Annotated in this window: 20 protein-coding genes; 6 read left to right on the top strand and 14 right to left on the bottom strand. The window is 65.4% G+C overall.

Going from position 1 to position 24461, the window contains the following annotated elements; all coding sequences use genetic code 11:
- Positions 1–5: 5 nt before the first annotated feature.
- Both CSQ91_RS07940 and CSQ91_RS07935 read left to right on the top strand, forming a co-directional pair.
- Positions 6–1064: an ABC transporter substrate-binding protein gene (locus CSQ91_RS07940; protein ID WP_099387908.1), complete on the top strand. Its 1059-nt coding sequence runs from the start codon at positions 6–8 to the stop codon at positions 1062–1064.
- A 48-nt stretch (positions 1065–1112) separates the two neighbouring features.
- On the top strand, positions 1113–2165 hold the full coding sequence (locus CSQ91_RS07935; protein ID WP_180278370.1) for an ABC transporter substrate-binding protein: 1053 nt from the start codon (positions 1113–1115) through the stop codon (positions 2163–2165).
- A gap of 19 nt (positions 2166–2184) precedes the next feature.
- Here CSQ91_RS07935 and CSQ91_RS29150 read toward each other — a convergent pair whose 3' ends face one another.
- Positions 2185–2310 (bottom strand): hypothetical protein, encoded by a 126-nt coding sequence (locus CSQ91_RS29150; RefSeq protein ID WP_256608825.1) that lies wholly within the window; start codon positions 2308–2310, stop codon positions 2185–2187.
- A 161-nt stretch (positions 2311–2471) separates the two neighbouring features.
- Here CSQ91_RS29150 and CSQ91_RS07930 point away from each other — a divergent pair, with 161 nt between their 5' ends.
- Both CSQ91_RS07930 and CSQ91_RS07925 read left to right on the top strand, forming a co-directional pair.
- Positions 2472–5165, top strand: coding sequence for a polysaccharide deacetylase family protein (locus tag CSQ91_RS07930; protein ID WP_099387906.1), 2694 nt, complete (start codon positions 2472–2474; stop codon positions 5163–5165).
- 2 nt (positions 5166–5167) lie between these two features.
- The gene (locus tag CSQ91_RS07925) at positions 5168–5548 is read left to right on the top strand and encodes an immunity 22 family protein (RefSeq protein ID WP_143450978.1); all 381 of its coding nucleotides are present in this window, start codon (positions 5168–5170) and stop codon (positions 5546–5548) included.
- On the opposite strand, the gene CSQ91_RS07920 is transcribed toward CSQ91_RS07925, so the two are convergent.
- The 5 genes from CSQ91_RS07920 to CSQ91_RS07900 form a co-directional block, all read right to left on the bottom strand.
- Positions 5533–6753 (bottom strand): response regulator, encoded by a 1221-nt coding sequence (locus tag CSQ91_RS07920; protein WP_180278369.1) that lies wholly within the window; start codon positions 6751–6753, stop codon positions 5533–5535. The two genes, CSQ91_RS07925 and CSQ91_RS07920, sit on opposite strands and share 16 nt — an antisense overlap.
- Before the next feature lie 116 nt (positions 6754–6869).
- Entirely contained in the window at positions 6870–7892 is a 1023-nt protein-coding gene (locus CSQ91_RS07915) for a hypothetical protein (RefSeq protein WP_034782363.1), read from the bottom strand.
- Entirely contained in the window at positions 7889–8908 is a 1020-nt protein-coding gene (locus CSQ91_RS07910; protein ID WP_099387903.1) for a hypothetical protein, read from the bottom strand. Before CSQ91_RS07910 ends, CSQ91_RS07915 begins: the two co-directional genes overlap by 4 nt.
- Positions 8909–8980: 72 nt before the next feature.
- Complete coding sequence (locus tag CSQ91_RS07905) at positions 8981–10237, bottom strand: alpha-xenorhabdolysin family binary toxin subunit A (RefSeq protein WP_034782366.1); 1257 nt, start codon at positions 10235–10237, stop codon at positions 8981–8983.
- A 69-nt stretch (positions 10238–10306) separates the two neighbouring features.
- Positions 10307–11581, bottom strand: a complete 1275-nt coding sequence (locus CSQ91_RS07900; RefSeq protein ID WP_099387902.1) for an alpha-xenorhabdolysin family binary toxin subunit A — start codon at positions 11579–11581, stop codon at positions 10307–10309.
- Positions 11582–12012: 431 nt separating this feature from the next.
- Between CSQ91_RS07900 and CSQ91_RS07895 the strand changes: the two genes are divergently transcribed.
- Together CSQ91_RS07895 and CSQ91_RS07890 are read left to right on the top strand one after the other, a co-directional pair.
- Complete coding sequence (locus CSQ91_RS07895) at positions 12013–14085, top strand: TonB-dependent receptor (protein WP_099387901.1); 2073 nt, start codon at positions 12013–12015, stop codon at positions 14083–14085.
- A gap of 17 nt (positions 14086–14102) precedes the next feature.
- Positions 14103–14648 (top strand): RNA 2'-phosphotransferase, encoded by a 546-nt coding sequence (locus CSQ91_RS07890; RefSeq protein WP_099387900.1) that lies wholly within the window; start codon positions 14103–14105, stop codon positions 14646–14648.
- Here CSQ91_RS07890 and CSQ91_RS07885 read toward each other — a convergent pair.
- The 8 genes from CSQ91_RS07885 to CSQ91_RS07850 form a co-directional block, all read right to left on the bottom strand.
- A complete protein-coding gene (locus tag CSQ91_RS07885; RefSeq protein ID WP_099387899.1) occupies positions 14635–15762 on the bottom strand; it encodes an aldo/keto reductase in 1128 nt (375 codons plus the stop codon). The two genes, CSQ91_RS07890 and CSQ91_RS07885, sit on opposite strands and share 14 nt — an antisense overlap.
- Positions 15763–15774: 12 nt before the next feature.
- On the bottom strand, positions 15775–16626 hold the full coding sequence (locus tag CSQ91_RS07880; protein ID WP_099387898.1) for an aldo/keto reductase: 852 nt from the start codon (positions 16624–16626) through the stop codon (positions 15775–15777).
- Positions 16627–16718: 92 nt separating this feature from the next.
- Positions 16719–17933 (bottom strand): PepSY-associated TM helix domain-containing protein, encoded by a 1215-nt coding sequence (locus tag CSQ91_RS07875; RefSeq protein WP_099387897.1) that lies wholly within the window; start codon positions 17931–17933, stop codon positions 16719–16721.
- A complete protein-coding gene (locus tag CSQ91_RS07870; protein WP_099387896.1) occupies positions 17933–20395 on the bottom strand; it encodes a TonB-dependent siderophore receptor in 2463 nt (820 codons plus the stop codon). Before CSQ91_RS07870 ends, CSQ91_RS07875 begins: the two co-directional genes overlap by 1 nt.
- Positions 20396–20488: 93 nt before the next feature.
- A complete protein-coding gene (locus tag CSQ91_RS07865; RefSeq protein WP_218963721.1) occupies positions 20489–21481 on the bottom strand; it encodes a FecR family protein in 993 nt (330 codons plus the stop codon).
- Positions 21478–21987 (bottom strand): sigma-70 family RNA polymerase sigma factor, encoded by a 510-nt coding sequence (locus CSQ91_RS07860; protein WP_099387894.1) that lies wholly within the window; start codon positions 21985–21987, stop codon positions 21478–21480. Before CSQ91_RS07860 ends, CSQ91_RS07865 begins: the two co-directional genes overlap by 4 nt.
- A gap of 118 nt (positions 21988–22105) precedes the next feature.
- A complete protein-coding gene (locus tag CSQ91_RS07855; protein WP_099387893.1) occupies positions 22106–23221 on the bottom strand; it encodes a HupE/UreJ family protein in 1116 nt (371 codons plus the stop codon).
- Positions 23222–23229: 8 nt separating this feature from the next.
- On the bottom strand, positions 23230–24441 hold the full coding sequence (locus CSQ91_RS07850; RefSeq protein WP_099387892.1) for a hypothetical protein: 1212 nt from the start codon (positions 24439–24441) through the stop codon (positions 23230–23232).
- Positions 24442–24461: the final 20 nt, after the last annotated feature.

The raw sequence follows: 24461 nt of genomic DNA, 5'->3' as shown, positions 1-24461 counted from the left end.
ACAAGATGAGCAATAACAATGCACTCGACACCCTGTGGTACACGCGCTGCCCCGTCCCCACGAGCCTGGGAATTTCTCTGCAGCAGGGCTGGCTGGAAGAGGCCTTGCGCGCCGACGGCACCAGCTTGCGCTCCTTGCGCGAGTCGGACCAGGAAGCCGTGCGCGAATCGCATTTCGACCACACCCTGCAGAATTCCGTGCGCCACGGCGGCAATATCCCGGCCCTGTGGGCGCGCGCGGCGGGACGCGAGACGCGCGTGATCGGCCTGTCGTGGTCGGATGAGACGCAGCTGATATTGACCTTGCCCGGCAGCGGCATCCAGACGGTGCGCGACTTGAAGGGCCGGCGTTTCGGCTTGCCATTATGGAGCAAGGCGCAGATCGACTTTGCGCGCGCGCAAGCCTTGCGCGGGCTGGAGAACGCGCTGAGCCTGGAAGGGCTGGCCGTGGCGGACGTGGAACTGGTCGATTATGTGGTCAGCACGGGCCAGAGCGAGGTGGCGCAGGAGAAGGGCGCGGCCACAAACCTGTTCAGCGGCGCGCGGCGCGGCGGCCAAAGCCCGGAACTGCTGGGGCTGCTGCGGGGCGAAGTGGACGCCATCTTCCTGAAAGGCGCCTCGGCGGCCCAGCTGTCGCAGCAGTTCGGCTTGCACACGGTAATCGACACGGGCATCCATCCGGAACCCTTGATCCGCGCCAACAACGGCACGCCGCGCCCCCTGAGCGTCGATGCGCACCTGCTGGACAACCATTTTGCTTCCGCGGTGACCCTGGTCGACCAGGTGCTGCGGGCCGAAGCGTGGGCGCGCGGCCATGCGGACGAGACGCGGCGTTTCCTGGCGCGTGAATCGAATGCCAGCGAGCACTGGGTGCAAGTGGCTTACGGCAAGGATGCGCATCTGCGCCTGGACACGGACCTGGCAGAAACGTCAGTCGCGGGCTTGCAGGATTTCAGCGACTTCCTGTTCCGCTGGAACTTCCTGCCCAGCAAGGTCGACGTGCGCGCGTGGATCGATCCCCGTCCCTTCGAAGCGGCGCTGGCGCAGACGCGCCGGGCGACTTGAGCGGGAAGCACGTCGACAGTGGCCATGCTTGATGATGAGGAGAATGCGATGCGGCGACGCACGGTGATGGGCGGGCTGGCCTTGCTGCCCCTGGCGGGACAGGCGGTATCTGCGGCGAAGGCGGGGGCGCCGCCGGCGGCCTTGCGCATCGCCTCGACGGGTTTTGCGGAAAACGGCAAGGCGGAACTGGGCGGCATCGCTTACCGGGTGCAGCAGGAAGACTGGCTGGCGCGCGAACTCAAGCAGCGGGGCGTGCGGCTGGAATGGCTGCCCGTCACGGGCGACACGGGCGCCACCATGAATGAAGCGTTCGCCAGCGGGCGCATCGACATGGCTGCGTATGGCGACTTGCCGTCCGTTATCCTGAACGCGGGCGGCGTGCGCACGCAGGTGATCGTGCCGGCGGGGCGGGGCACGGACCAGTTCCTGCTGGTGCCCACCAGTTCGCGCGCCACGTCATTGGCCGAACTGAAGGGCAAGCGCATCAGCGTGCACCGGGGCCGGCCATGGGAACTGGGCTTGCGCCAGCTGATCGCCGACCAGCGCATGTCGCCCACGGATTTCCGCCTGATTAATATGGACCTCAAGCCGGGCACGGCCGCGCTGGCCACGGGCGCCGTCGACGCCTTGTTCATGATCAATGGCTATCCGCTGGAAGACAAGGGCATTGGCCGCATCATCTGGTCCAGCAAAGGACTGCCGGAACGCAAGATGCGGGCGGAACTGTGGGCGCGGCGCGACTTTACGCAAGCCCATCCCGACATCGCGGAACTGGTGGCCACGGCCTGGTTGCGGGCCCAGCACTGGGCGGCGCTCGACGGTAACCGCGAGGCGATCATCAAGGATGGCACGCGCAACGGCACGCCCGACAGCGTGGTGCGGCGCAGCTATGACGATCCGGGCTTGCAGTGGAAGGAGCGCTGGTCGCCCCTGTACGACGACGCCGTGTACCGCCATTACCGCCGGGTGCTGGCGTTTGCGCAGGAACAAAAATTGATCCGCCTACCGTTGACGGCGGAAGAATTGCTGGAACCGCGCTTCGTGGCGGCAGGCTTGAAAAAGCTGGGCCTGGCCAATTACTGGGAGCCGGCCAAGGTGTAGCGTCAGCGCGAGGCGTGGCTCAGTGCGGCAGGCACACGCGCCCGGCCACAACGTTGTCCGTGCCATCGCCCGCATGCGCGCGCAGTTGCAGCAGCATCAGGGCCACGCCCAGCATCAGCGCGGCTGCGCAGAGTTTCTTGTGCATCGTCTTTTCCGTTTTCACTATCTATGGAGGTGTTCAGCGATATTATTGCCCAAATTCAGCGTGCGGGCTGAGCTTGTGCCTAGCGTGCTTTACAATTATGCATCGGGCGCATCCGCGCCATCTGAATTCTATGCATAGTATGTGAAGGGAATGACAAGCCTGTGACTTCCAAGCCGATCAAGATCGCCGCCACCGTCGTCGTGGCACTCGCCGCTGGGGCCGGCATTTATAGCTACACCCGTCCCGCCGCCACTGCCACGCCGGGCGCCCCCGCCTCTGGCAGCCCGGCCGCCGCGACCCAGTCGACCGTCGATACGGCCGCCGTGGCCGCCCAGTTCCGTGACTTGCTGGGCAATTTCCGCAAGATCATCGTGCTGCTGGCCGAGGAGCAAAGCTTGCCGGAAGGCGCGCGCGATGAAGCCCGCAAGGTGGGGCAGGCGCTGTTCCATGAAAACCAGGAGCGCATCGCCAAGCTCGATCTTGTGCTGGATCAATTGACTGCGCCCACCAATCCGGGTCGCTTCGAGGCGCTCGACAGCCTGTTGACGTATATCGAATCCGATCCCGGCCTGTACGACGCGGACCGCCTGGCTTTCCGCGAACTGCTGCAAAGCATGCTGGCCGACGTGGCCAAGGATTCCTCCTTGCCGGCGATCAAGCTGCACAAGCGCATTTCCGAAGACCTCGATGCGCTGGGTGAGATCGAGCGCAATTACGAGAAGGAAATCCGGCAAATCTTCGGCAACCTGGGCCAGCGCGCCATCGAACTCAAGCGCGAACGGTGGGACGATTACGTGGCGCAGCTGAAAAAGCTCTACAGCCGCGAACAGATTCTCAAGGAAAACGGCATCGTCGTGCCGTATGCAACACCGCCGGCTGGTTCCGTGCCCGAAGCCAAGCCGGTGCCAAAAAAAGATGAGGCGGAAATCTTTGGCCTGGGCTTGCCGAAGAAAACCATCGTGCTGACCTTTGACGACGGCCCGCACCGCCGCTACACGGAAGAAATCAGCGCCATCCTGAAACAGTATGGCGTGCCGGCCGTGTTCTTCAACGTGGGCCGCAACCTGGGCAGCCTGGACGCGGAAGGCCACGCCAAGCTGAACGCGGGCGCGGAAGTGAGCCGCAAGCTGATGAAGGAAGGCTATGCCGTGGGCAACCACAGTTTCAGCCACGCACAGTTGTCGAAACAGACGGGCGACAAGCTGAAGGGCGAAATCCTCGGCACCGACACCCTGTTGAAGGCGATCAGCCCCGAGCGGGCCGCGCTGTTCCGTTTTCCATATGGCGCGCGCAACAGCGAAGGCATGGCCGCGCTGGCCGATGCGCATTTGAAGTCCGTGATGTGGAATATCGATTCGCTGGACTGGGCCGACCCCGTGCCCAGCTCGATCACGAACCGCGTGCTGGCGTCCGTCGACAAGGCGGGACGGGGCATCATTCTGTTCCACGACATCCACGAACGCACGGTGAAAGCCTTGCCGGCCGTGCTCGACAAGCTGATCGCCGAAGGCTATCAATTCGCGGGCTGGGATGGCACGAGCTTCCAGGTGGCGAAAAGTTCGGCGCCTGCGCCGGAAAAAGTGCCCGTGACCACCGGTTATGCCAATTCCTGGGCCGTGGTGATCGGCATCGATGACTACGCGAAATGGCCGAAACTGCAATATGCGGTGCGCGACGCCCAGGGCATCCGCGAAACGCTGATTGAAAAGTTTGCCTTCGCGCCCGAGCGCGTCGTCACCCTGAAGAATGGCGAAGCGACGCGCAACAATATCCTGGCCGCCTTCCACGACAAGCTGGCGCATGGCGGCGTGCAAAAGAATGACCGCATCTTCGTGTTTTTCGCCGGCCACGGCGCCACGCGCAAGCTCAGTTCCGGGCGCGACCTCGGCTACATCGTGCCCGTCGATTCCGATCCGGCGCAGTTCGCCACGGATGCGATCCCGATGACGGAAATCCAGAATATCGCGGAAAGCCTGACGGCCAAGCACGCGTTCTTTGTCATGGACGCCTGCTACAGCGGCCTGGGCCTGACCCGCGGCGCCGGTTCCAGCTCCTTCCTGCGCGACAATGCCAAGCGCATCGGCAGGCAAATGCTGACGGCTGGCGGCGGCGACCAGCTGGTGGCCGATGGCGGGCCGAACGGCCATTCCGTGTTCACGTGGACCTTGCTGCAAGGCTTGGCGGGCAAGGGCGACCTGAACGGCGACGGTCTCATTACGGCGACGGAACTGGCGGCCTACGTGGCGCCGGCCGTGTCCAGCGTATCGAACCAGACGCCCGCGTTTGGCAGCCTGCCGGGCTCGGAAGGGGGCGATTTCGTGTTTGAATTGCCGGGCGAGACGGAGTTCCTCAGCCCGAACACGACACAGCTGTCGACGGAAGCCATTGCCCTGAACAGCAAGCTCGACGCCAAGCCGGCGGCTGCCAGCGTGACGGTGAAGGATTTGCAGGGCGGCGAACAGAAGATCGTCACGCCAGGCGCCGTGCCGACGTCGGCGCGCCAGCTGGCGCAGCGGGCCAACGACCGTGGCTTGCAGCTGTACAAGGAGAAACAATATGCGGCGGCGGAAGCGCAATTTACGGAAGCGCTGAAACTGCGGCCCGATTTCGCGCTCGCGGCGAACAACTTGGGCTTTGTCTTCTACAAGCAGGAAAAATACCGCGAAGCGGCCCGCTGGTTTGAAAACACGGTCAAGATGGATCCGTCGCGCGCCATCGCCTATCTGAACCTGGGCGACGCGTATGCCAAGGCCGGCGATGGCGTCAAGGCGAAAGCGGCCTATAAAACCTATCTGGAACTGGCGCCGACGGCTGCCACGGCGCCGGCCGTGCGGCAAAAGATGGAGAAGCTGTAAGCTTGTCTTCCACCATGCCGACCGTCCACGTGTTTGCCTGCAACGGGCGCTTTCCCGGCTGGGAAGCGCTGCAGGCCTACCTGGCGCCCACATACACGGAGGATGGCGAGACCGTGCCGTCGCCATTCTTCCTGGAAACGGGTCTGAGCCAATACGAACCGGCGTGCTTTGAAAGCGCGATGCTGGCGTCGCCAGTGCCGCTGGCGCAGTTGCTCGATGGCGTGTCGTATGGCGACAGCTGGCTGGCGCAGGCGTGCGCGGACGCGGAGGCGCAGGGCGTGCTGGCCGACACGAGCGTGTGCGTGTTTGCGCCGAATCAGCTGGCGCACCCGCAGCGCAGTTCGCTCCATTACGTGGGCAGCTACCGTTACAGGGTGGATTGATCGCCGTCCTGGCGTTCCTCATGCAATAGCTTGTTGACGGCCGCCAGCAGGCTGGTGCCCGATGTGGTGATGAAACGGGCGCCGGCCGCTTCCGCTTCCGTGCCGTAGCTGGCGACCGTATCCTTGCTGCAATACACGATGATGGGCAACGCGGGCTGGGCCTGCCGCACTTCGCGCACCGTGTGCACGCCCGCATCCTTGATGCGCTGGCGGTTCTCCACCCGCGCCATGTCCGTGATGAGCAGCGCATAGTGCTTCTGTTGCAGCATGGCCAGCGCCTGCTGCGTCGAGACCGCCTGGTCCACCTTGATGTTTTCCCGTTCCAGCTGTTCCACCAGCAAGGTATTGTTGCGCGGATGGTCGTCCAGCCACAGCACCAGGCCTGCCTGCTTTTTCTCCGCCGGCATGCCGGCCAGGGCCGTGACGGCCGCGCCCCCGTCCGGCGGATGGGCCAGCAGCAGCTGCGTCACGGCTTCCTGCATGTCTTCGAGCGATTTTTGCTGCAAGCGGCTCAGTTCCGTCACTTCGATTTCCTTGCCGCTCTCCAGGCGCACGGAGTCGTTCTTGACCATGCTGTCGGCCCGCTTGATCATGATGGACAGGTAAATGCGCGTGAGCAGGTAGCCGATCAAAAAACCATGCACGGAAAAGAACAGCATGATGCCGCCCACGATGGCCATGGCGGTCGGCGTGTCGGTGGCCAGGCTGGGCGCGATGAAGGCGGCCATGCTGCGCGTGCTGCCGGGCAGGCTTTTGAGCTCGATCAAGCCCACGCCGACGATGATTTTCGTCAGCCAGTCCGACACTTCCACCAGGTTCGAATTGACCTCCATGGGCGTGGGCGTGCCCAGGAACAGGGTGTTGCCGGCGTTGCCCGCTGCCGCATCGGCTCCGGCGGCGGGCGCTTCGTCCGTGGGGCGGCCCTTGCCATTGGCCCGCTCGTCGGGCGGCGCCGCGTTGACGGTGCCCGATGGCAGGCTGCGCGGTATGCCGAACAGGAATCCCAGCAGCATGCCGCTGACGCAAAAGCCCAGGCTCCACAGCAGAGCCGGCACGGCATGGTAGTGGGGTGCCAGTACCGCCCCTCCTATCACGGCCAGCAAGCCCGCCAGCAGGATGTATAGCAGGATGAATGGCAGCGCATCTTTCTTGCGCACCGCTGCCGGCATACTGGCGCCGGCGTTGCTGGTATCCGATTTGCCCACGGCCCCTCCAAATGGATGCGGCATTGCACAAGCAGCATATGCTCATCATAGGAAGCAGGGCGGCCGTGGCATTGAGATGGCGCAAAGCGGCGCCATCCTGGCAGTGTCAGTCTTTGTCAGCCGCCTCCTTGCGCCAGCGCCGCTTCGCGCGCCACCCGCGTATAGGCATTGGCCAGGTCGTGCCATTGCTGTTTCGCCGCATTCAGGTGCAGCCGCTCGAGGAAACTGCCCAGCTTGTCGTTCTGCGCCGCCTTGAGCAGGTCGAGGATGGATTGCATGTCGGTCTGCGAGGTGACGACAGCGCCCAGCAGTGCGGCCAGGCCGGTCTCGGCGCCGCGGCTGCTGTTATCGAGCTGCTGGAAAGCTGCCGAAATGCTCTGGATCGAGCGTTTGAAGTCGTCGCGGATGGCATTGAACTTTTGCGGCAAGCCATCCTGACAGTGATGCGACTGGGCCGCCTGTTCAATCTGTCGCAGCGCTTCCTGGGCCGAGCGGTCGGCACCCTCGATGGCCAGGCGGATCTGTTCTCGATAGGCGCTTTGCTGCTGCAGCGACACCGCCAGCGCCTGCGTGCCCGCCTTCAGCTGGGCCGAACTGCGCTCCATGTCGCTGCTCAGCTGTTGCAGCGCCTGCGTCGCCGTTTGCCGCTGCTGGTCGTTGGGTCCGATTCCCTGGCGAATCTGCTCCTGCACCGCCAGCACGCGGTCGGCGTTCGCGTCAAAGGCGCGGCTAAAGGCCGGCAAGCTGTCTATCCACGCCTGGGTGGGAGCATATGCCGCGCCCAGGTTGCCCGCATCGCGTTCGGCGCGGGCCAGCACTTGATCGAGCTGGTTGCGCGTCCATGTGAAATCGACATTCTGCGACCATGTTTCCGTGGTCGTCTTGGTGCACATGCCCAGGCCCCACCACGCATGCTCGCTGCACCAGCTGCACTGCGTGTACAGCGGGTACGGCCCCAGAGGCTGGCGCACGGCATTGCGCATATTCGCCACTTCGCGCTGGAATTGCGCCAGCTGGCGCAGCGCGTTTTCCAGCGCGGCGGTGTTGCTGTTTTGCGCCATGGCGGGCGCATGCAGCAGCCCCAGCGCCAGGGTGGCCATGGCCAGCAGATGCAGCAGGCGTGCGGCGGCGCGCTTCATGGCTGCCGTCCCGTCGCGTCAGGCGGCGCGGGGAAGTCGACCAGCGCGTTGCTGGCGTAGCGTTGCGCGGCGGTGATGAGCGCCTGCCACAGGGGAAAGGCCATGGCGGTGGCCAGTGTTTGCGCCAGCCAGCTGTCGTTGCCCAGTTCCGCGTCGCTGGCGTCGGCCGCCAGCTGGGTCGTACCGGAGCCGAGAGCGCTCCACGCGGTGCGCAAGCCGTCCAGCCAATGGATCAGCTCATCGATGGCCGCTTCCAGCCAGCCGCCATTGGCCAGCAGCAGGTTGACGCCTTCCAGTTGCAGCCGCAGCTGCTCGGACAGCGCCGTGTCGCGCGTCAGCTGCTCGCGCAAGGCGTGCAACTGCGCCTCCAGTTCCTTTTTCTTGTGCCCGCTGAACAGGCCCAGGTGCGCCAATTGTTCCTCTAGCGATGCGATGGCTGCCAGCAAGCGCCCCAGCGCTTCTTGCTGTGCCTGCAGATCGGTGCCCGTCTGTGCTGCCAGCCGGGCCAGCGCCGCATTCGCCGGCAAGACGCCATCCTTCCATTTGTTCAAGCCTTGCAGCAGGGGAGCAATGGACGCGCGCGCTTCTTCCACCATCGGTCCCAGCGCATGCAGTACTTCGCGCCTGTCGCCGGCGCCAACACCCGCCTCCAGCAGTGATTGCTGATACGACAGCATGCTGGCAGCGGAATTTTTCAGGCGCAAGACAAACCACACCAGGCACGCGTACAGCATGGCCGGCGGCGTATTCTGCGCCAGGGCGTCAGGCGATGTGGCCAGCAGGGCGCGCAAGCTTTGCGGCGTGCCAAAGCGGGCCGCCTCGTCCGCTACGGCTTGCGCCGCCGCTGCCAGCGGCTGGTCCGGGCCGGGCTGCAGCTTGTCCGCCTGGACCAGGTAGTACGTGAGGTGATCCCAGGCGCTGCCGCCTTCAAACGCCAGATGGGGATTGCCATCATCAACAGCTTGCCGCAGCGCCGCCTGTTGCACTGCCAGCGGATATCCGAATTGTCTCGACATGGTGTTTGCCTTTCTAGAAGCCAACGATCGGTATGTTTGCCCCCCGGTGCCTGAGCCGGAGGGCAACTGTCATCAAGCGGCGCGCTGGTTTTCCGACAGGTGCTGGCCGAATGCGAGGTTGTCGTAGTCGACCAGCGATTGCACGGTGAATTGCTTGGCGCTGTCATCGATGGCTTGCCAGGAATCGATGGCCAGCTTGGCTTTCGCCTTGACGAGGAAAGGCATGCTGCCCACGTTCGATTCCGTGATGCTGTTGCCCAGCGTGATCATGTCCGTATTCATCTGCACCCACACGCCTTCCACCGTTTGCAGGTTGCCGAGGAATTTGGACATGGCCGGTCCCACGCGCGCCATCTGCGTGTTGAAGTCGCCCAGGTCGCTGCGCAGCCGCTGTTTCTTTTGCAATTCCTGCGTCTGGCTGCTGATCTGTGTGCAATATTCGTTGTAGGCGGCGCGGTTCTGCGCCGCCTTGATGCCCAGCCCGACGCCGGCGGCGATGGCGGCTGCGCCGCCCACCAGCAGCGAGACGCCGCCCGTGAACGGCGCCAGCAGGCCGCCGATCAGCGCGCAGCCGACGGAGGCCGTGACGGCGGCGATGGTGAAGTCGCGCCAGGCCTTGTAGGCGGCATCGCGCAGTTTCTCCAGCTCCACGATCTTCGTTTCCAGGCCGCCGATGGTGCGGTTGACATTGGCGATCATCGTCGACGAACTGCTGGTAAATGCCTGCAGTTTGCTGTTGTATTCATTCATTTTCTGTTCGAACAGACCCAGCTTCCTGATCAGTGCCGCCACTTCGGCCGACATTTTTTGCGCCAGCGGTATCGGCCCCATGGTCTGGTCGAACAGATAGGCTTTCAGGTTCTCCACCTGTTCCTTGGGCGGCAGGCCCGGCAGTTCATCCAGCACGCTTTGATAGCCGCTCACCAGCTTGGTCGAGGTGTCATGCACGCGCTGGCCCAGCCATACTGTGTGCGTGTAGATTTCCGTCGGCGGCGTCGGCGTGGCCAGCAGGCCGGGATTCTTGATCAGGGCCGCGCGCAGGCTTTTCGGGTTGCCGAATTCGGTGGAGGCGTTTTGCACGCTTTTCATTGCGCCGATGCAATCGAGTACCGTCTGCGAGCCATCGACGGCGCCGTACTTGCTTTCGAAATCGCCTTTGGTGATGGGCAATTCGGTGGCCGAGCCCACATAGGCTTGCAATTCGATCCAGCTGTCGCTGAACAGGGCAAACTGGCTCTTTTGTCCGGATTGGGGATTGGCCGGCGTGGTCAAGCCTGGCGGCGGGTCGATCGATGGCGTGGCGGCGGTATTAATAGCGGTAACACTCATGGTAGTTCCCTTCAGTGATCAGGTCAGACTGCGTGGAAGTACGGAAAACAGCTACTGAAAACGCTGGCGTCAGGCGGCAAGCCTGGCCGTCAGTTGCTGCTGCCAGTCGGGCTGGTCTGGCGGCAAGCTGGCGCCAAAGCCGATCAGATTGGCATCGACAAAGGACCCGGTAACAAACGCCTTCAAGGCGTTGTCGAGCGTGCGCCAGCCATCGGCAGCCTTGACCATCTCGGCTTCGCGCAGCCATGGTCCGGTGTGCAGGTTGTCCACGCTCAAATCGCTGGCGCGCGCGCCCAGTTCCCGCGCCGATGCGCTCCAGGCCGCTTGCACGCTGCGCAACTGGCCCAGGATGCCGTTGGATGCCGGCAGCGAGAATTTCATCAGTTCATCGAGCGCGCCCAGGTCGCTGCGGTAACACGCGCGCTTGGCGAGGAAGGCGCTCTGCTCGTGCACTTCCTGTACCAGGCCATCGTATTTGCCGCGCGCCACGCCGGCCGCCGCGCCCAGCGCCGCTGCGGAGAGGGCCACGCCGCCGCCCGTGACGGCCGAACCGATGGCAAAGCTGCCGCCGCCCGTGGGCACGGCCAGGATCACCATGATGGCAATGCCGATGATGCCGATGACGGCGGGCACGATGCAGGCGGAAATAGTCAATGCCAGCCATTTCGAATAGGCGGCGTCGCGCGCGCGCTCCAAGTCTGCGATTTTCTGTCCCAGGGCGCCGATTTCCTTGTCGAGTTCAGTGCGCGTCTTGGATGAGCGTTCGGTGAAGGTGCGCATCAGCAACTGGGCGTCGTCCAGCGCTGTTTCGATGTGTTCGAACTCCGCGATCAACTCGCCGATTTTCGCGATGGTGTCCTGCATATTGTCGAGTATCTGGCCATTGTCGAGGAACAGGCTCCTGATGCCGGCCGTGGCGTCGGCCGCCGATTCGTGGCGCGCCATCTCCGGGATGCTGCGCAAGGTCGACGACAGCGTAAAGGCATCGCGGTGCGCCCGCTCCACGGTCCAGACGGTGGCTGAAAAGGCATCGTTTTTCGGGCGCGTGCCGTTGGCCAGGAAATTCGGGTCGTGCAGGATCTTTGCCCGCAGGCTGCTGGGACTGCCGTAGCGCTCGGCCGTCTGGCGCAGCTTGCGCATGGCGTCGAAGCATTCCTTCATTTGCGAACCGGACGAAGCGTCGCCGTAGCGCTGTTCGTATTCGCCGATATCCGACGGCAGGGCCAGCACGGCCTGGATGCGCGTCTGCAAGTCGATCCATTGCTGCGAGGCCAGCACGAAGCGCTGGCCATCCGGATTGTCGCCCGGTGTCAGCAGAGTGGAAGAGGGCAGGAACAATGTCATGTAGTTCTCCAGTTCAAAGTGGTCGCCAGGCCGCGCCGTGCAGGCGTGCCGGTGTCTGACAATATGGAAAAAACCAAAGACTTTGCCGCAGCTGCGCCAGCCTGCGTGGTCGACATGGCAGGGCGTCGCGTAGACGGCGAAATCACAGCGACAGCCCTGATGCGCGCGGCGGAGCGGCGCGGGCGAAAGAGCGGCAGGCATGGCAGGAGATGCTGGCGGGCCGGTCTTGTGCGCGGATTCTGACAGGTAGTATGCACTTTTTATATGGCGACATTCTCTCTAAAGATAACTCGCCGCGATTTATTTCATTGTTTGAAAACATGTGTTTTGCAGCTTGATTTTGCGCAAATGTTTGAATCCGGACGCCGGTGTTTTGCGTATCTTCAGGGGCGAGCCACAAGCAGTTGTTTTCAGGATGAACGGGAGAAGAGATGCAATCCAGGAAAATCCCTTTGGCATTGGCCTGGCTGGCCATCCAGGCCAGCGCATGGGCGGAGCCGCCTGCCGCCGCGGTGTCCGATGCCGTTGCCAATGAAGCGCGCACCGTACGCGTGACGGGCCACTACGACAACGCCGTCGGCACGTCGGACGCGGCCAGCCAGGGCGTCATCACCAGCGAACTGATCGTCAACCGGCCCGCCTTGCGCACGGGGGAGCTGCTGGAATTCGTGCCGGGGCTGATCGTTACCCAGCACAGCGGCGACGGCAAGGCCAACCAGTATTTCCTGCGCGGTTTTAACCTCGACCACGGGACGGATTTCGCCACGCACGTCGATGGCATGCCCGTCAACATGCGCACGCATGCCCATGGACAAGGCTATTCCGACCTCAATTTCCTCATTCCCGAACTGGTGCAGCGCATCGACTACAAGAAGGGGCCGTATTTCGCCAGCGAAGGTGATTTTTCCTCGGCAGGCAGCGCGCGCATCCGCCTGGCCGACAAATTGCCGGAGGGCCAGGCCAGCGTGTCCGTCGGCCAGCATGGCTATGTGCGCGGCGTCGTGGCCGATTCCTTTGCTGCAGGACAAGGCACCTTGCTGTACGGCCTGGAAGTCAACCGTAACAACGGCCCCTGGGACGTGCCGGAAAGGGTGCGCAAATATAGCGGGGTGCTGCGCTACAGCCAAGGCACGCCGGACAACGGTTTCAGTGTGACGGCGATGGCGTACAAGAATGGCTGGAACGCCACCGACCAGGTGCCGCTGCGGGCCGTGGCGTCCGGCGAGATCGGCCGCTTCGGCTCGCTGGCGCCCAGCGACGGCGGCGACACGTCGCGCACCAGCCTGTCATACGCCATGCGCCAGCGCACGCAGAACCGCTTGTTCGAGCTGGACGCTTACCTGATCCGCTCGCAGCTGGAACTGAACAGCGATTTCACCTACTTCCTGGCCAATCCGGCCGCCGGCGACCAGTTCCAGCAAAGCGAGCGGCGCACGGTGGCGGGCGTGAACGCGGCCGAAAGCTGGAACACGGAGCTGGCGGGGTTCCCCATGCGCAACAAGCTCGGCGTGCAGGCGCGCTACGACCGGCTGTCGCCCGTGGGCCTGTACAACACGGTGGAGCGCATGCGGCAAGGCACGCTGCGCGAAGACCGCGTGCGCGAGGCCAGCATCGGCCTGTATGGCGAAAACACGGTGCAATGGCTGCCGTGGCTGCGTTCGGTGGCGGGCTTGCGCTACGACGCCTACCGTTTCAAAGTCGACAGCAGCATAGCCGGCAACAGCGGCGCGGCGAACGACCATGTGGTCTCGCCCAAGCTGTCCCTGATCCTTGGCCCATGGAACAAGACGGAATTCTTCCTGAACTATGGAAAAGGTTTTCATAGCAACGATGCACGCGGCACGACGCAGACGCGCCTGCCCGATGGCGAGGCCGCCATGCCCGTCACCCCTCTGGTGCCGAGCAAAGGCATGGAACTGGGCGCGCGCACGGAATGGCTGCAGGGCCTGCAAAGCTCGCTGGCCCTGTGGCGCCTCGATATCGCGTCGGAGCTGCTGTTCGTGGGCGACGCGGGCGTAACGGAAGCGAGCCGTGCCAGCCGCCGCCACGGCATCGAGTGGAACAACCATTACATTGCCGCGCCGTGGCTGCTGTTCGACCTGGACCTGGCCGCCTCGCGCTCGCGCTATACGGAAAATGATACGGCCGGCAATCATATCCCCGGCGCCATCGACAAGGTAGCCTCGTTTGGCGTGACGGTGACGGACCAGGGGCCGTGGTCGGGCGCCTTCCAGCTGCGCTATTTCGGCCCCCGTCCCTTGATCGAGGACAATAGCGTGCGCTCCGCCTCGACCACCTTGGCGTATGCGCGCGTGGCATACCAGCTCAACCGCAAGACGCGGCTGTCGCTCGACGTCTTCAACCTGTTCAACAAACGCGCCAGCGACATCGATTACTACTATGCGTCGCGCCTGCCCGGCGAGGGGGCGGACGGGGTGAATGACCGGCATTTTCATCCGGTGGAACCCCGTTCCGCGCGCCTGACCTTGTCATATGCGTTCTGATAACGGTAGACTGGGGCATGACAGATCATTTGGTAAATACCAGCAAATTCCTTTCCCTCATACTGCGCCACGCCCCTGAAAAAATCGGCCTCGCGCTCGATCCCCACGGCTGGGCCGATATCGGCCAGCTGCTGGCGCTGGCGGCCCAACATGGCCGCCGGATTTCCCGTGAACAATTGGATGACGTGGTGGCGCACGACAGCAAGACGCGCTACGCCATCAGCGACGACGGCTTGCGCATCCGCGCCAACCAGGGCCACTCGCTGGCGGCCGTCGATATCGCCTTGCCGCCCACCACGCCGCCCGCCATGCTGTATCACGGCACGGCCAGCCGCTTTGTCGAGGCGATCCGCGCCGGCGGCCTGCTGCCGGGATCGCGCAACCATGTGCACCTGTCCAGCAAGCGCGAAACGGCCGTGGCTGTCGGCGGGCGCCATGGCAAGCCCGTCGTGCTGATGGTGGATGCGGCCGCCATGCGGGCGCAGGGCCACGTGTTTTACGTGTCCGACAACGGCGTGTGGCTGACTGACGCCGTGCCGCAGACCTTCATCACTTTTCCCTGAGGGGCGCTTCCACGCCCGAATAGGCCTGCACGGCGTCGGGCAGGCGCGCGCCCCGGATAGCAATGGCCGCGACAGCCTGGTTCAGCTCGGCCACTTCTCCCGACGTCAACCGCACGTGCGCCGCACCGATATTGTCCAGCAGGTGCGCCATCTGTGTGGTGCCGGGAATCGGCACGATCCACGGCCGCTGCGCCATCAGCCAGGCCAGGGCGATCTGCGCCGGTGTCACCTGCTTGCGCGTGGCCCAGCTATTCACCAGGGCCGCCAGCGCCAGGTTGTGCGGCAGGTTTTCTGGTGAAAAACGCGACTCGATCTTGCGGATGTCGCCATCGGCAAAGCGCGTCCTGGCGTCGATGGCACCCGCCAGGAAGCCCACGCCCAGCGGGCTCCACGGCACGAAGCCGATGCCGAGTTCCTGGCACAGGGCCAGCACGCCGTCTTCCGGCCCCCGCCACAGCATCGAGTATTCGCTTTGCACGGCACTGACGGGCAGGGCCGCATGGGCGCGGCGCAAGGTGTTCAAGCCCATTTCCGACAAGCCCCAGTGCAGCACCTTGCCTTCTTTCATGAGGTCCTGCACGGCGCCGGCCACGTCCTCGATCGGCACTTGCGGGTCGACCCGGTGCTGGTACAGCAAGTCGATGCGGTCCGTGCGCAGGCGTTTGAGCATGCCTTCCACGGCCAGCTTGATGTGCGCCGGACGGCTGTTGCGGCCGGGCCGCCGCTCGCCTGTTTCCAGGTCGATATCCCAGCCGAATTTGGAAGAGATGACGATCTGGTCGCGGAACGGCGCCACGCCTTCACCGAGGATGCGTTCCACCTCGTGCGGACCATACGCCTCGGCCGCGTCATAGAAGGTGACGCCGCGCTCGAATGCCGTGCGGATAATCTTGTGCATCTCTGGACGGCTGGGCACGGTTGTCTGGTAGGTACGGCTCATGTTTTGCACGCCCAGGCCCAGGCTCGATACTTCCAGCGTGCCCAGCTTGCGGCGCCCGGCCACTGTCGTTTGCACCACCTCGTCTTGCGTCGAGCTGATCAATGGCGTGGCGGCCAGGCTGCCGGCCGCCAGCAGGAAGCCGCGGCGGCCCGTGCTTGTATCTTCTGTTGGCATATGTGCTTTCCCTTAAATATCAAGCGTGCGTTCGGCCATCCACTGGACAATGGCCGGGTCGCGGTGCGAAAAGAAGCTGCTGGTAGCCGTTTCCACGGTGGCGATGGCGGCCATGTCCGCTTCGTCGAGGTCGAAATCGTCGATGGCCAGGTTTTCCGCCATGCGCTCGCGGCGCACGGTCTTGGCCAGCACGGCGATGCCCCGGTGCGTGAGCCAGCGCAGGACGACCTGGCCCACGGACTTGCCGTGTCTGGCGGCGATGCCCAGCAGCAACTCATTGTGGAAAAGGTTGTTGCGGCCCTCGGCAAATGGCGCCCACGCTTGCGGCTGCACGCCGTGCTCGAGCATGAAGGCCACGCTGTCCGCCTGCTGGTGGAAAGGGTTGATCTCGATCTGGTTGACGGCGGGCGCGATGTCGTTGAAGGCGATGATGTCCATCAGCCGGTCGGGCTGGAAGTTGCTGACGCCAATGGCGCGCAGCTTGCCGCCGCGATAAGCGTCCTGCATGGCGCGCCAGGAACCGTGCACGTCGCCAAACGGCTGGTGGATCAGGAATAAATCGAGATAATCGAGCCGCAAGCGTTGCAGCGACTGCTCGATGGCGTCGCGCGTACGTTCATAGCCCGTGTCCTGCACCCACAGCTTGCTGGTGACGAACAGCTCTTCGCGCGCCACGCCGCTGTGGGCGATGCCCTTGCCGACGGCCGCCTCGTTCATATAGGACGCGGCTGTGTCGATCAGGCGGTAGCCGGCGGCGATGGCGTCGATCACGCTGCGTTCGCATTCCGCGGGGTCGGGAATCTGGAAGACGCCGTAGCCGGCGACGGGCATGCTGATGCCGTTATTCAGGGTGACGCGGTTCATGGCTGGCTCCTTCAATCATTGACAGGAGCTACTTTACGGCGTCAGCCACGCGTTGATAAGCCGCTGGAATCGGCATGGTCTTATTAGTCAGGCTAATGAATGAGGGCCCTGGCCCTGGCTTGCCCCTGGCGCTTGCGGCGCCAGATCAGCACGCCCGATATGCTCAATCCGGCCACCAGCAGGCCCATGGCGCAGATGAACATTTTAAAAGGCCAGCCCCACATCGAGGCCATGTGCAGGGCGCTGATCCAGCTGCGGATGGTGTCGCCGCTGGCCGCGCCCGTGGGCAGCCAGGCGGCCAGCTGCCGGCCGCTGGCAGCGTCGAAAAAGACGGTGGTGAGGCCCTTGTGGGCGCGCACGTCGCGGCTGCTGCGCACGCTGTAGCTGTACACGCCCGGCGCGCGTTCATACGCCAGTGCGTTTTCCTCGAGGATGGCGAACGCGTGCCGGCGCGCCAGTTCGCCCATCAACAGGCGGCCCTGCGCGCGCGCGGCCGGCCAGTCCAGCGGCGGTCCCGCTGACGGCGCATGCCGCGCGACGATGTCCTCGGCCCCCTGGTGCGGAAACAGCGGCTGCATCACGGCCGCATATGCGCCGTACAGATTGAAGGCGACACCGCTCCAGGCAAACACCAGCAGCATGGCCCACAGCCACAGGCCGCCTGCGCGGTGCAGGTCGAATACCAGTTTATAGCTGCCGCCGTGGCGGCGCAGCAGCCACGAGGGGCGCCAGCGCAGCAGCCACGGTTTCGTGCCCGGCGAGCGTTTCTTCAGGCGCGCGGGGAAGGTCAGGGCGGCGCCGATGAAGCAATCGATGGTCCACAGGATGGCGATCAGGCCGAACACCAGCAAACCCGTGTCGCCCAGCGCCAGCGCGTAATGCAGGCGCTCGATGAAGGGCAGCAGGTTGATGGCGCCCTGGCCGATCTCGCCCCAGCGGCGCTGGCCCTGCAGCGCGCCCGTGTAGGGATCGACGAACGCTTCATCGCTGGCCAGCGGTGATGCGTCGCCCGGGCGCAGGTAAAACACCATGCTGCGGCCGGGCGGCGCCGACAGGGGCGCGTACGTGACGCTCGCCTGCGGGAAGCGCGCGGCGACCATGTCGCGCAGTTGCAGGGCATCGAGCGGCACGGCGCCCGGCGTTAGCGGCGCCGCGCGGAAGACGGCGGGCAGCAGGGCCGCCTCCAGTTCATCCTTCCACGCCAGCAGGCTGCCCGTGACGCCGGCGACGATGAGGAAACCGGCCATCAGCAAGCCCGCGTAGCGGTGCATGGCCGCCAGCGCGGGGCGCATGTGCAGCGCTGGCATCAGAAGCGGTACATGGCGCTGACGTTGGCCGTGCGTTCGGCATTGCGGTAGCACAGGTTCGGCAGGTAGCCGCAGTCATACAGGGTCTGCTTGTTGAGCACATTGTTGACGTTGAGGGCAAACTGCCACGGCCCGCGCGACACGCCCAGCGCCGCATCCCACTGCGTCAGGCCGCCATTGCGGATGTTCAGGTTCTCGCCGTCGGAGTTCGAGCGCATGGCGCCGAGGAAGCGCATGCCCAGCGCCGCGTACGCGGGCAGGCTGCCGGCCAGCGCGAACGACTGGCGCGCCCACGCCGAGGCGCTGTGGCGCGGCGCGCCCGACTGTTGCAAGCCCAGGTCGCCGTTATTGCTCTGCCTGACCTCCGTATCGAGGTAGGTGTACTGGGCGATCAGGCTCAGGCGGCTGGCGAACTCCGTGCGCGCTTCCAGTTCCAGGCCGCGCGAGCCTACCTGGCCCGTCTGCTGCAAACGGCCTGGATTGCCGATGTCGGAGGTAGTGACGTTGTCGCGCACGAGGTCGAATATGGCCGCCGTGTAGCTGGCGCGCTGGCCCGCGGGTTCGTAGCGCACGCCCGCTTCGAGCTGCTTGCCGCGCGACGGCTTCAAGGCGTCGCCGTTGGCCGTGATGCCCAGCTCGGGCGAGAACGAGGTGGCGTAGCTGACGTACGGCGCCCAGCCGCCATCGAACAGGTAGACGGCGCCCACGCGGCCCGTGGTGGCCGATGGCGACTGGTGGAAGTCGGGTTTCACGCTGCCGCTATGGAGGTCGGTGACGTCGCGCGACTGCGTCGCCTTGTCGCGGCGCAGGCCCGCCGTGATGACCCAGCGGTCCCATTTCAATTGGTCCTGCGCGTACAGGCCCAGCTGGCGCGACGGGGCATCGGCGCGGGTCGGCGCCTTGGCCGGAACCAGGGGCTGCCTGCCATACACGGGCTGGTACAGGTCGATCGGCTCGATAAAGCCTTTTTGATGGCGGTATTCGTCCGTGTTGCGGATATTTGCGTAATCGGCGCCCAGCAGCACCTGGTGCTCCAGGCCGCCCGTGGCAAACTGTGCCTGCATCTGGGTATCGGCGAACAGGCTTTTCGACGCCGTATCGACGGGCATGAAATAGCGTTCCACCGTGCCATCGTCATTCAGGCCCAGGGGAAACATGTCCGTGCGGTCGTTCTTCAGGCGCGTGTAGCGCAGGTTCTGGCGCAGCGACCAGGTGTCGTTGAATCTGTGCTCGAACTCGTAGCCCAGCATGGTATTGCGGCGCTTGAAGCGGTTATCGTCGCCCATCAGGTTGAGACTCGGGTCGACCTGGCCGCGCGGGCCAGGCTGCAGCAGCTGATTGGGAAACGCGTACTGCTGGTTGTCCTGCTCGTAGCGGGCCAGCAGGGTCAAACGCGTGGCGGGTCCTGCCTGCCACGTCAGCGAGGGGGCGAAGTACAGGCGGTTGTCGCGGTCGCGATCGAGCCGCGTGTCCGCTTCGCGGCCCAGCATGACGACGCGGTACGTCCAGGCGCCTGGCGCGTCGAGCGCGCCGCCCACGTCGGCTTTCAGCTGGCGGCGCCGGTAGCTGCCGTACTCAATCCCCACTTCGCGCACGGCATCCATGCTGGGGCGCTTGCTGACGGCGTTGACCATGCCGCCCGGCGGAATCTGCCCGTACAGCACGGAGGCGGGGCCGCGCAGCACTTCCAGGCGTTCCAGGCCATACGGTTCGATCGATGCGCCAAACGTGCGGCCCGAATTGCGCAAGCCATCCTGCAGGATGCCGTTCGTCTCGATGGTGAAGCCGCGCAGCAGCGAGGAATCGTCGCTGCCCAGCGGGCGCTGGTTCGGCGTCACACCGGCCGTGTAGCGCAAGGTCTCGTCGAGCGATTCGGCGTTGCGGTCGCTGATTTCATCGGCCGTGACGACGGACACGGATTGCGGGTTTTCATTCAGGGCCGTATCCGTCTTGGTGGCCGAGCCGGCGCGCCACGCCACATAGCCGCGCACGGGACCTGTCGCCGTTTCGCGTTCGCTGCTGGCATTGATGGTGACGGCGGGCAGGGTGGCGCTGGCCTGGGTCGGCGTGCCTGCCGGTGCCGTCTCCGCCTGCAGCGCATACGCGCCATTCGCCCCAGCGACCACACGCACGCCCTGGCCGCGCAGCAGTTCCTCGAAACCCTGGCGCACGGTGTAGCTGCCCGCTAGGCCGCCGCTGCGCTTGCCCTGCAACAGGGCCGCGTCGGCCGACAGTTCCACGCCGGCCGCGCTGGCGAACGTGGTCAGGGCGCGCTCCAGCGGTCCGGCGGGAATCGCGTAGGGGCGCTTGGCTTGCGCATGCTCCAGCGCCTGGGCGCGGGCGGCCGGCGCCGTGACGGCCAGGGAGCCGGCTGCGGCGCCAGCCAGGAACAGGGCCTGGATGGCGGCGGCAAGGGGAAACGGACGCAGCTTGCGTGCGGGTGCGGTCAGGCGAGGGGGCATGGTGCAAATCCTAGGAAAGTGGCAGGAAAAAATCGGTTCTTCCCGTATTCCGAACGAAAAGCCAAAACCCTCAATTTTTTTTCATTTATTTTTTCAGGAGGCGGGACGCGGCCCCACGCTGACCCAGTAACGCGTGCGGTAACGTACTTGCACGGGCAGGCTCAGGGCCAGGTTGGCCAGCGAGCGGTCCGTGTCGCGCAGCGAATACACGCCCGTCACGCGCAGGCCGGCGATGGACTCGTCGCAGCGCAGCACGCCGTGGCGGTAGCGTCCCAGCTCGGCCAGCAGCTGATCCAGACGCATGCGCTCGGCCACCAGGCTGCCATCGGTCCAGGCGGCGGCGCTGTCTTCCACCTTGCCGATGTCTTGTACGGCATGGCGCGTGTAGACGGCCTGCTGGCCCGCCTGCAGGTGCAGGGAGGGCGCGCCTTCCTTCACCGGTTGCAGCACCACGGCGCCCTGGAACACGGCGACACGGCTTTCGCCGTCATCGAGGCGCACGCTAAAGCGCGTGCCCAGTGCCGTGGCCGTGCCTTGCGGCGTTGCCACCAGCAGCGGACGATACACAGGCGCCGCTTCGTGCGCGCTGGTGACGAGGATGGCGCCGGCGCGCAGCACGATGCGCCGTTCGCCGGCGCTGTATGCCACGTCGATGGCGCTGGCCGTGTCGAGCACCACTTGCGTGCCGTCGGCCAGCACGATGGCGCGCGTCTCGCCCACGGTAGTGCGGTAATCGCTGGCGGCGCGCTGCCACAGGCTGGACTCGTGCGTCAGCAGGGCTGTGCCGCCGCCCGCCGCGATCAGGCCCAGCAGCTGCAAGGCGCGCCGGCGTCCGGCAGCGTGGCGCGGCGCCGGCGCCGGCGCCAGCGCCCCGCGCGCCACCTCGCGCGGCAGGGTTTCGAATTGTCGGGCAAAGCGCTGCAGCCGGGTCCAGGCCCGTTCGTGTTCGGGGTCGTCGGCGCGCCAGGCGGCGCAGGCATCGGCGTCGGCCGCGCTGGCGTCTTCCGCCCACAGCCGCGCCATCCACTCGGCGGCGCGCTGCAGCACGGCGGGGGCGATGGGGGGGCTATCGGGCTGGGAGTTCATGCGCATTGCGCCATGCAGCAGGCCAGCAGGGCGCGGGCGATGTATTTTTCCACCGACGAGACGGAAACGTCGAGGCGCGCGGCGATGTCAGCGTAGGCCATGCCTTCCAGCTTGCACAGCAAAAAGGCGTCGCGTACCCTGGCGGGCAGGCTGGCCAGGATGGCGTCGATTTCCATCAATGCCTCGACGATCAGCGCGCGCATTTCCGGCGTGGGCACCAGCGCTTCCGGCTGCGCGGCGATGGCGTCCGCGTAGGCTGACTCGATATGCCGGCGGCGGAACAGGTCCACCACCAGGCCATTGGCGATTTGCGCCAGGTGCTGGCGCGATTCGTCCGGCTCGGGTGCGCGGCCGCGCGAGATGATGCGCAGATACGTGTCGTGCGCCAAGTCGGCCGCATCGAAGGCATTGCCCAGCTTGCGGCGCAGCCAGCCTTGCAGCCAGCCGTGGTGGTCGCTATAGAGGACTTCGATTTGCCGGTGCAGTTCCAGTTCGGGGCGTAGCATGCAACCTTTCCATGCCATGGTCTGCGGGACAGAGTGGCCTTGATGCGATTGAGAATTGTTCGTATTGTAGCCCGGTTGCGCACCGTTGTGGTTGGCTAGTGGCGGAGCAGCAACGCCATCAGGCTGAAATCAGCTTGATGTCGGCTACCCGCTCCACCAGCCACACGCAAGCCACCAGCGCGATGGCCAGCGAGCCGACGGTCAGCACTTGCCGGTACAGCCAGGTCTTGCGCAGCAGCCAGGCAATGGGCAGGAAGGCGGCGACGATGGCCAGCTGGCCCAGTTCCACGCCCACGTTGAAACCCAGCAGGCTGGCCAGCAGCGAGCCTTGCGGCAGGCCCAGGTCGCGCAGCACGCTGGCAAAGCCGAAACCGTGGATCAGGCCAAAGGCGAAGGCGGCCACGGGGCGCTTGCCGTGGAACAGGGGCAGCAGGTTGTTCAGCGCGGCCAGGATCACGGAAGCGGCAATCGCCGATTCCACCCAGCGCGACGGCAGCGAGACGAGCGACAGGCTGGCCAGGGTCAATGTGATGGAGTGGGCCAGGGTAAATGCCGTGACGACCTTCAGCACGTCATGGAAGGCCGCCTGCAATCCTTGCCGCTGCTCGCGCAAGCCAGGCAGCAGCACGGCCGGCAGCAGCAAGGACAGCAAAAACAGAATATGGTCGTAGCCGATCCAGATATGCCAGATGCCGTGTTTCACATACGCGCCGAACTGCGCCAGGCGGTCGGGCGCGGCCAGGGAAATCGTCTGGCGTGGGCTATCCGGGTCGAAGATGGCCGTTTGCGTGGCCCCGCCGCTGGCGATCTTGAACAGGCCCTTGTGCTGCGGATCGAGGTCGGCGAACAGCGTGTAGCCGATGCTTAAGGTGGCTGGCGCGGCGTTGCCGGGGCAGCTGGCCGCAAAGCGCAGCACGCTGTAGGCGCCGTCCGTATGCTGGTCGATCAGTTGCTCGACGGCTTTCAAGGGGCAGACGCCCTCGTCGCTGGCCAGCTGCAGGCGCTGCAGCGCGTAGGCGGCGATGGCGTCGTGGCGCGCGCGGATTTCATCCCAGGTCAGGGCGCCGTCGCCATTGCCGTCGAGCCCGATGGCGAAATCGAGGTCGCGCAGGGCGATGTCCCATTGCCCTTCGATCTGCTGGCCGTGCACGGCCAGGCTCAAATAACTGTCGCTTGGCTTGTGCGCCTGCGCGGGGGCCAGCCAGGCGGACAGGGTGAGCAGCAACGCGAGCATGCGGGTGTTCACAGCGCACCTGCTTTCTTTGCGGCGCTAAGCTTTTGCGCATCCTGCGGCCCCAGCTGCCTGGAGAGCCGCTGCAGGGCCACGTCTTCCACGCCATGCGCCGCCACCCAGGCCAGCACCGGTTGCGCCGCCGCGTAGTTGCGCGCGGCCAGGGCCGCTTCCAGCAAGATGCGCATGTCGGACACTTCCTTCTGGATGGCCCAGTTCTTCTGCGCCAGTTGCAGGGCAGCCGGCACATCCTGTTGCAAAAACAGGGCGAAGCGGGCCTGTTCGCGCTGGTGCACGGTGTCGCCGCGCTGCATGGCGGCGTTGAAGCGGGCCGCGAGTTCCGCCTTGGCCGCCTGGAAGGCCGTCTGCTGGCCGGGCAACGCTTGCAGGGCCAGTGCGTAACGCAGCAGCAGGGCGTCGATGCGCTGCTGCTCCTTCAGTAACCGGGCGACTTCCTGCGGGCGCTGGCGGTCGAGCAGGAAATCCGCGTAGGCGCCCAGCAGATAGCTGTCGCGCGGCTGCTGCGCCAGCGCCCTGGTGTAGCGCGCTTCGGCCAGCGTCGACTCTCCGCGCCGCGTGGCCATTTCCGCCAGCAGGGTTGCGGCCCAGCTATCGAGCTCGGGTGCCGCGCCGGCGCTGCGTTGCCGGGTCAGTTCCAGCAGGCGCTCGCTGCTGGCGGCGCGGCCCGTGACGCTGGCGATATTGGCAAGGCAGGTGACGGTGGCCAGCTGTGACGTCAATGCCGACAGCCGGGCGCAGCTGGCTGTCGCCTGGGTGTAGTCGCCCTGCACGGTGAGGACGGTGGCGCGCGTCAGCCAGGCCTGGGCGTTTTGCGGCTGCTGCGCGACGACGGTGTCGAGGTCTTGCAGGGCCGGGCCGAACTGGTGGGTGCTTTGCAAAATGGTGGCGCGCAGCAGGCGCACGGGGACGGGCGGCGCCGCCTGCCGCCACCAGGGCGCCAGCGCCGCTTGCGCATAGCCCAGGTAGCGCGGGTCCGTCTCGCTGCGGGCCAAGGCGATGTAGCGCTGGGCCAGGCTGGTGGCCAGGGCCAGGTCTCGCGGCGTGTCATTCAGTTGCTGGCGCAAGCCGCGCAAGGCCAGCTGCGCGGCATCGGCGCGGCGCGGCAGCTGTTCGACGACGGCGCTGCCGTCTTTCGGCGTGTAGGGCGCGGCCCATGCCAGCACGGGCAGGCAGGCGCACAGCAGGGCAATCGGTGTTTTCATTGTGGGCGCCATCGACGGTG

The sequence above is a fragment of the Janthinobacterium sp. BJB301 genome (assembly GCF_002735685.1).
In the GTDB taxonomy this organism is placed as follows: domain Bacteria; phylum Pseudomonadota; class Gammaproteobacteria; order Burkholderiales; family Burkholderiaceae_D; genus Janthinobacterium; species Janthinobacterium lividum.
Note: the sequence above shows the minus strand (reverse complement) of the source record. Positions and strands in the feature narration are given on the sequence as shown.

What these genes read in the sequence shown, in the direction of transcription:
- CSQ91_RS07940 (WP_099387908.1), top strand. Translation starts at nt 6, where the DNA reads ATGAGCAATAACAATGCACTCGACACCCTGTGGTACACGCGCTGCCCC.
- CSQ91_RS07935 (WP_180278370.1), top strand. Translation starts at nt 1,113, where the DNA reads ATGCGGCGACGCACGGTGATGGGCGGGCTGGCCTTGCTGCCCCTGGCG.
- CSQ91_RS07915 (WP_034782363.1), bottom strand. Translation starts at nt 7,892, where the DNA reads ATGAAGCGCGCCGCCGCACGCCTGCTGCATCTGCTGGCCATGGCCACC.
- CSQ91_RS07900 (WP_099387902.1), bottom strand. Translation starts at nt 11,581, where the DNA reads ATGACATTGTTCCTGCCCTCTTCCACTCTGCTGACACCGGGCGACAAT.
- CSQ91_RS07885 (WP_099387899.1), bottom strand. Translation starts at nt 15,762, where the DNA reads ATGCCAACAGAAGATACAAGCACGGGCCGCCGCGGCTTCCTGCTGGCG.
- CSQ91_RS07855 (WP_099387893.1), bottom strand. Translation starts at nt 23,221, where the DNA reads ATGCTCGCGTTGCTGCTCACCCTGTCCGCCTGGCTGGCCCCCGCGCAG.
- CSQ91_RS07870 (WP_099387896.1), bottom strand. Translation starts at nt 20,395, where the DNA reads ATGCCCCCTCGCCTGACCGCACCCGCACGCAAGCTGCGTCCGTTTCCC.
- CSQ91_RS07905 (WP_034782366.1), bottom strand. Translation starts at nt 10,237, where the DNA reads ATGAGTGTTACCGCTATTAATACCGCCGCCACGCCATCGATCGACCCG.
- CSQ91_RS07860 (WP_099387894.1), bottom strand. Translation starts at nt 21,987, where the DNA reads ATGCTACGCCCCGAACTGGAACTGCACCGGCAAATCGAAGTCCTCTAT.
- CSQ91_RS29150 (WP_256608825.1), bottom strand. Translation starts at nt 2,310, where the DNA reads ATGCACAAGAAACTCTGCGCAGCCGCGCTGATGCTGGGCGTGGCCCTG.
- CSQ91_RS07865 (WP_218963721.1), bottom strand. Translation starts at nt 21,481, where the DNA reads ATGAACTCCCAGCCCGATAGCCCCCCCATCGCCCCCGCCGTGCTGCAG.
- CSQ91_RS07910 (WP_099387903.1), bottom strand. Translation starts at nt 8,908, where the DNA reads ATGTCGAGACAATTCGGATATCCGCTGGCAGTGCAACAGGCGGCGCTG.
- CSQ91_RS07890 (WP_099387900.1), top strand. Translation starts at nt 14,103, where the DNA reads ATGACAGATCATTTGGTAAATACCAGCAAATTCCTTTCCCTCATACTG.
- CSQ91_RS07875 (WP_099387897.1), bottom strand. Translation starts at nt 17,933, where the DNA reads ATGCCAGCGCTGCACATGCGCCCCGCGCTGGCGGCCATGCACCGCTAC.
- CSQ91_RS07880 (WP_099387898.1), bottom strand. Translation starts at nt 16,626, where the DNA reads ATGAACCGCGTCACCCTGAATAACGGCATCAGCATGCCCGTCGCCGGC.
- CSQ91_RS07850 (WP_099387892.1), bottom strand. Translation starts at nt 24,441, where the DNA reads ATGAAAACACCGATTGCCCTGCTGTGCGCCTGCCTGCCCGTGCTGGCA.
- CSQ91_RS07895 (WP_099387901.1), top strand. Translation starts at nt 12,013, where the DNA reads ATGCAATCCAGGAAAATCCCTTTGGCATTGGCCTGGCTGGCCATCCAG.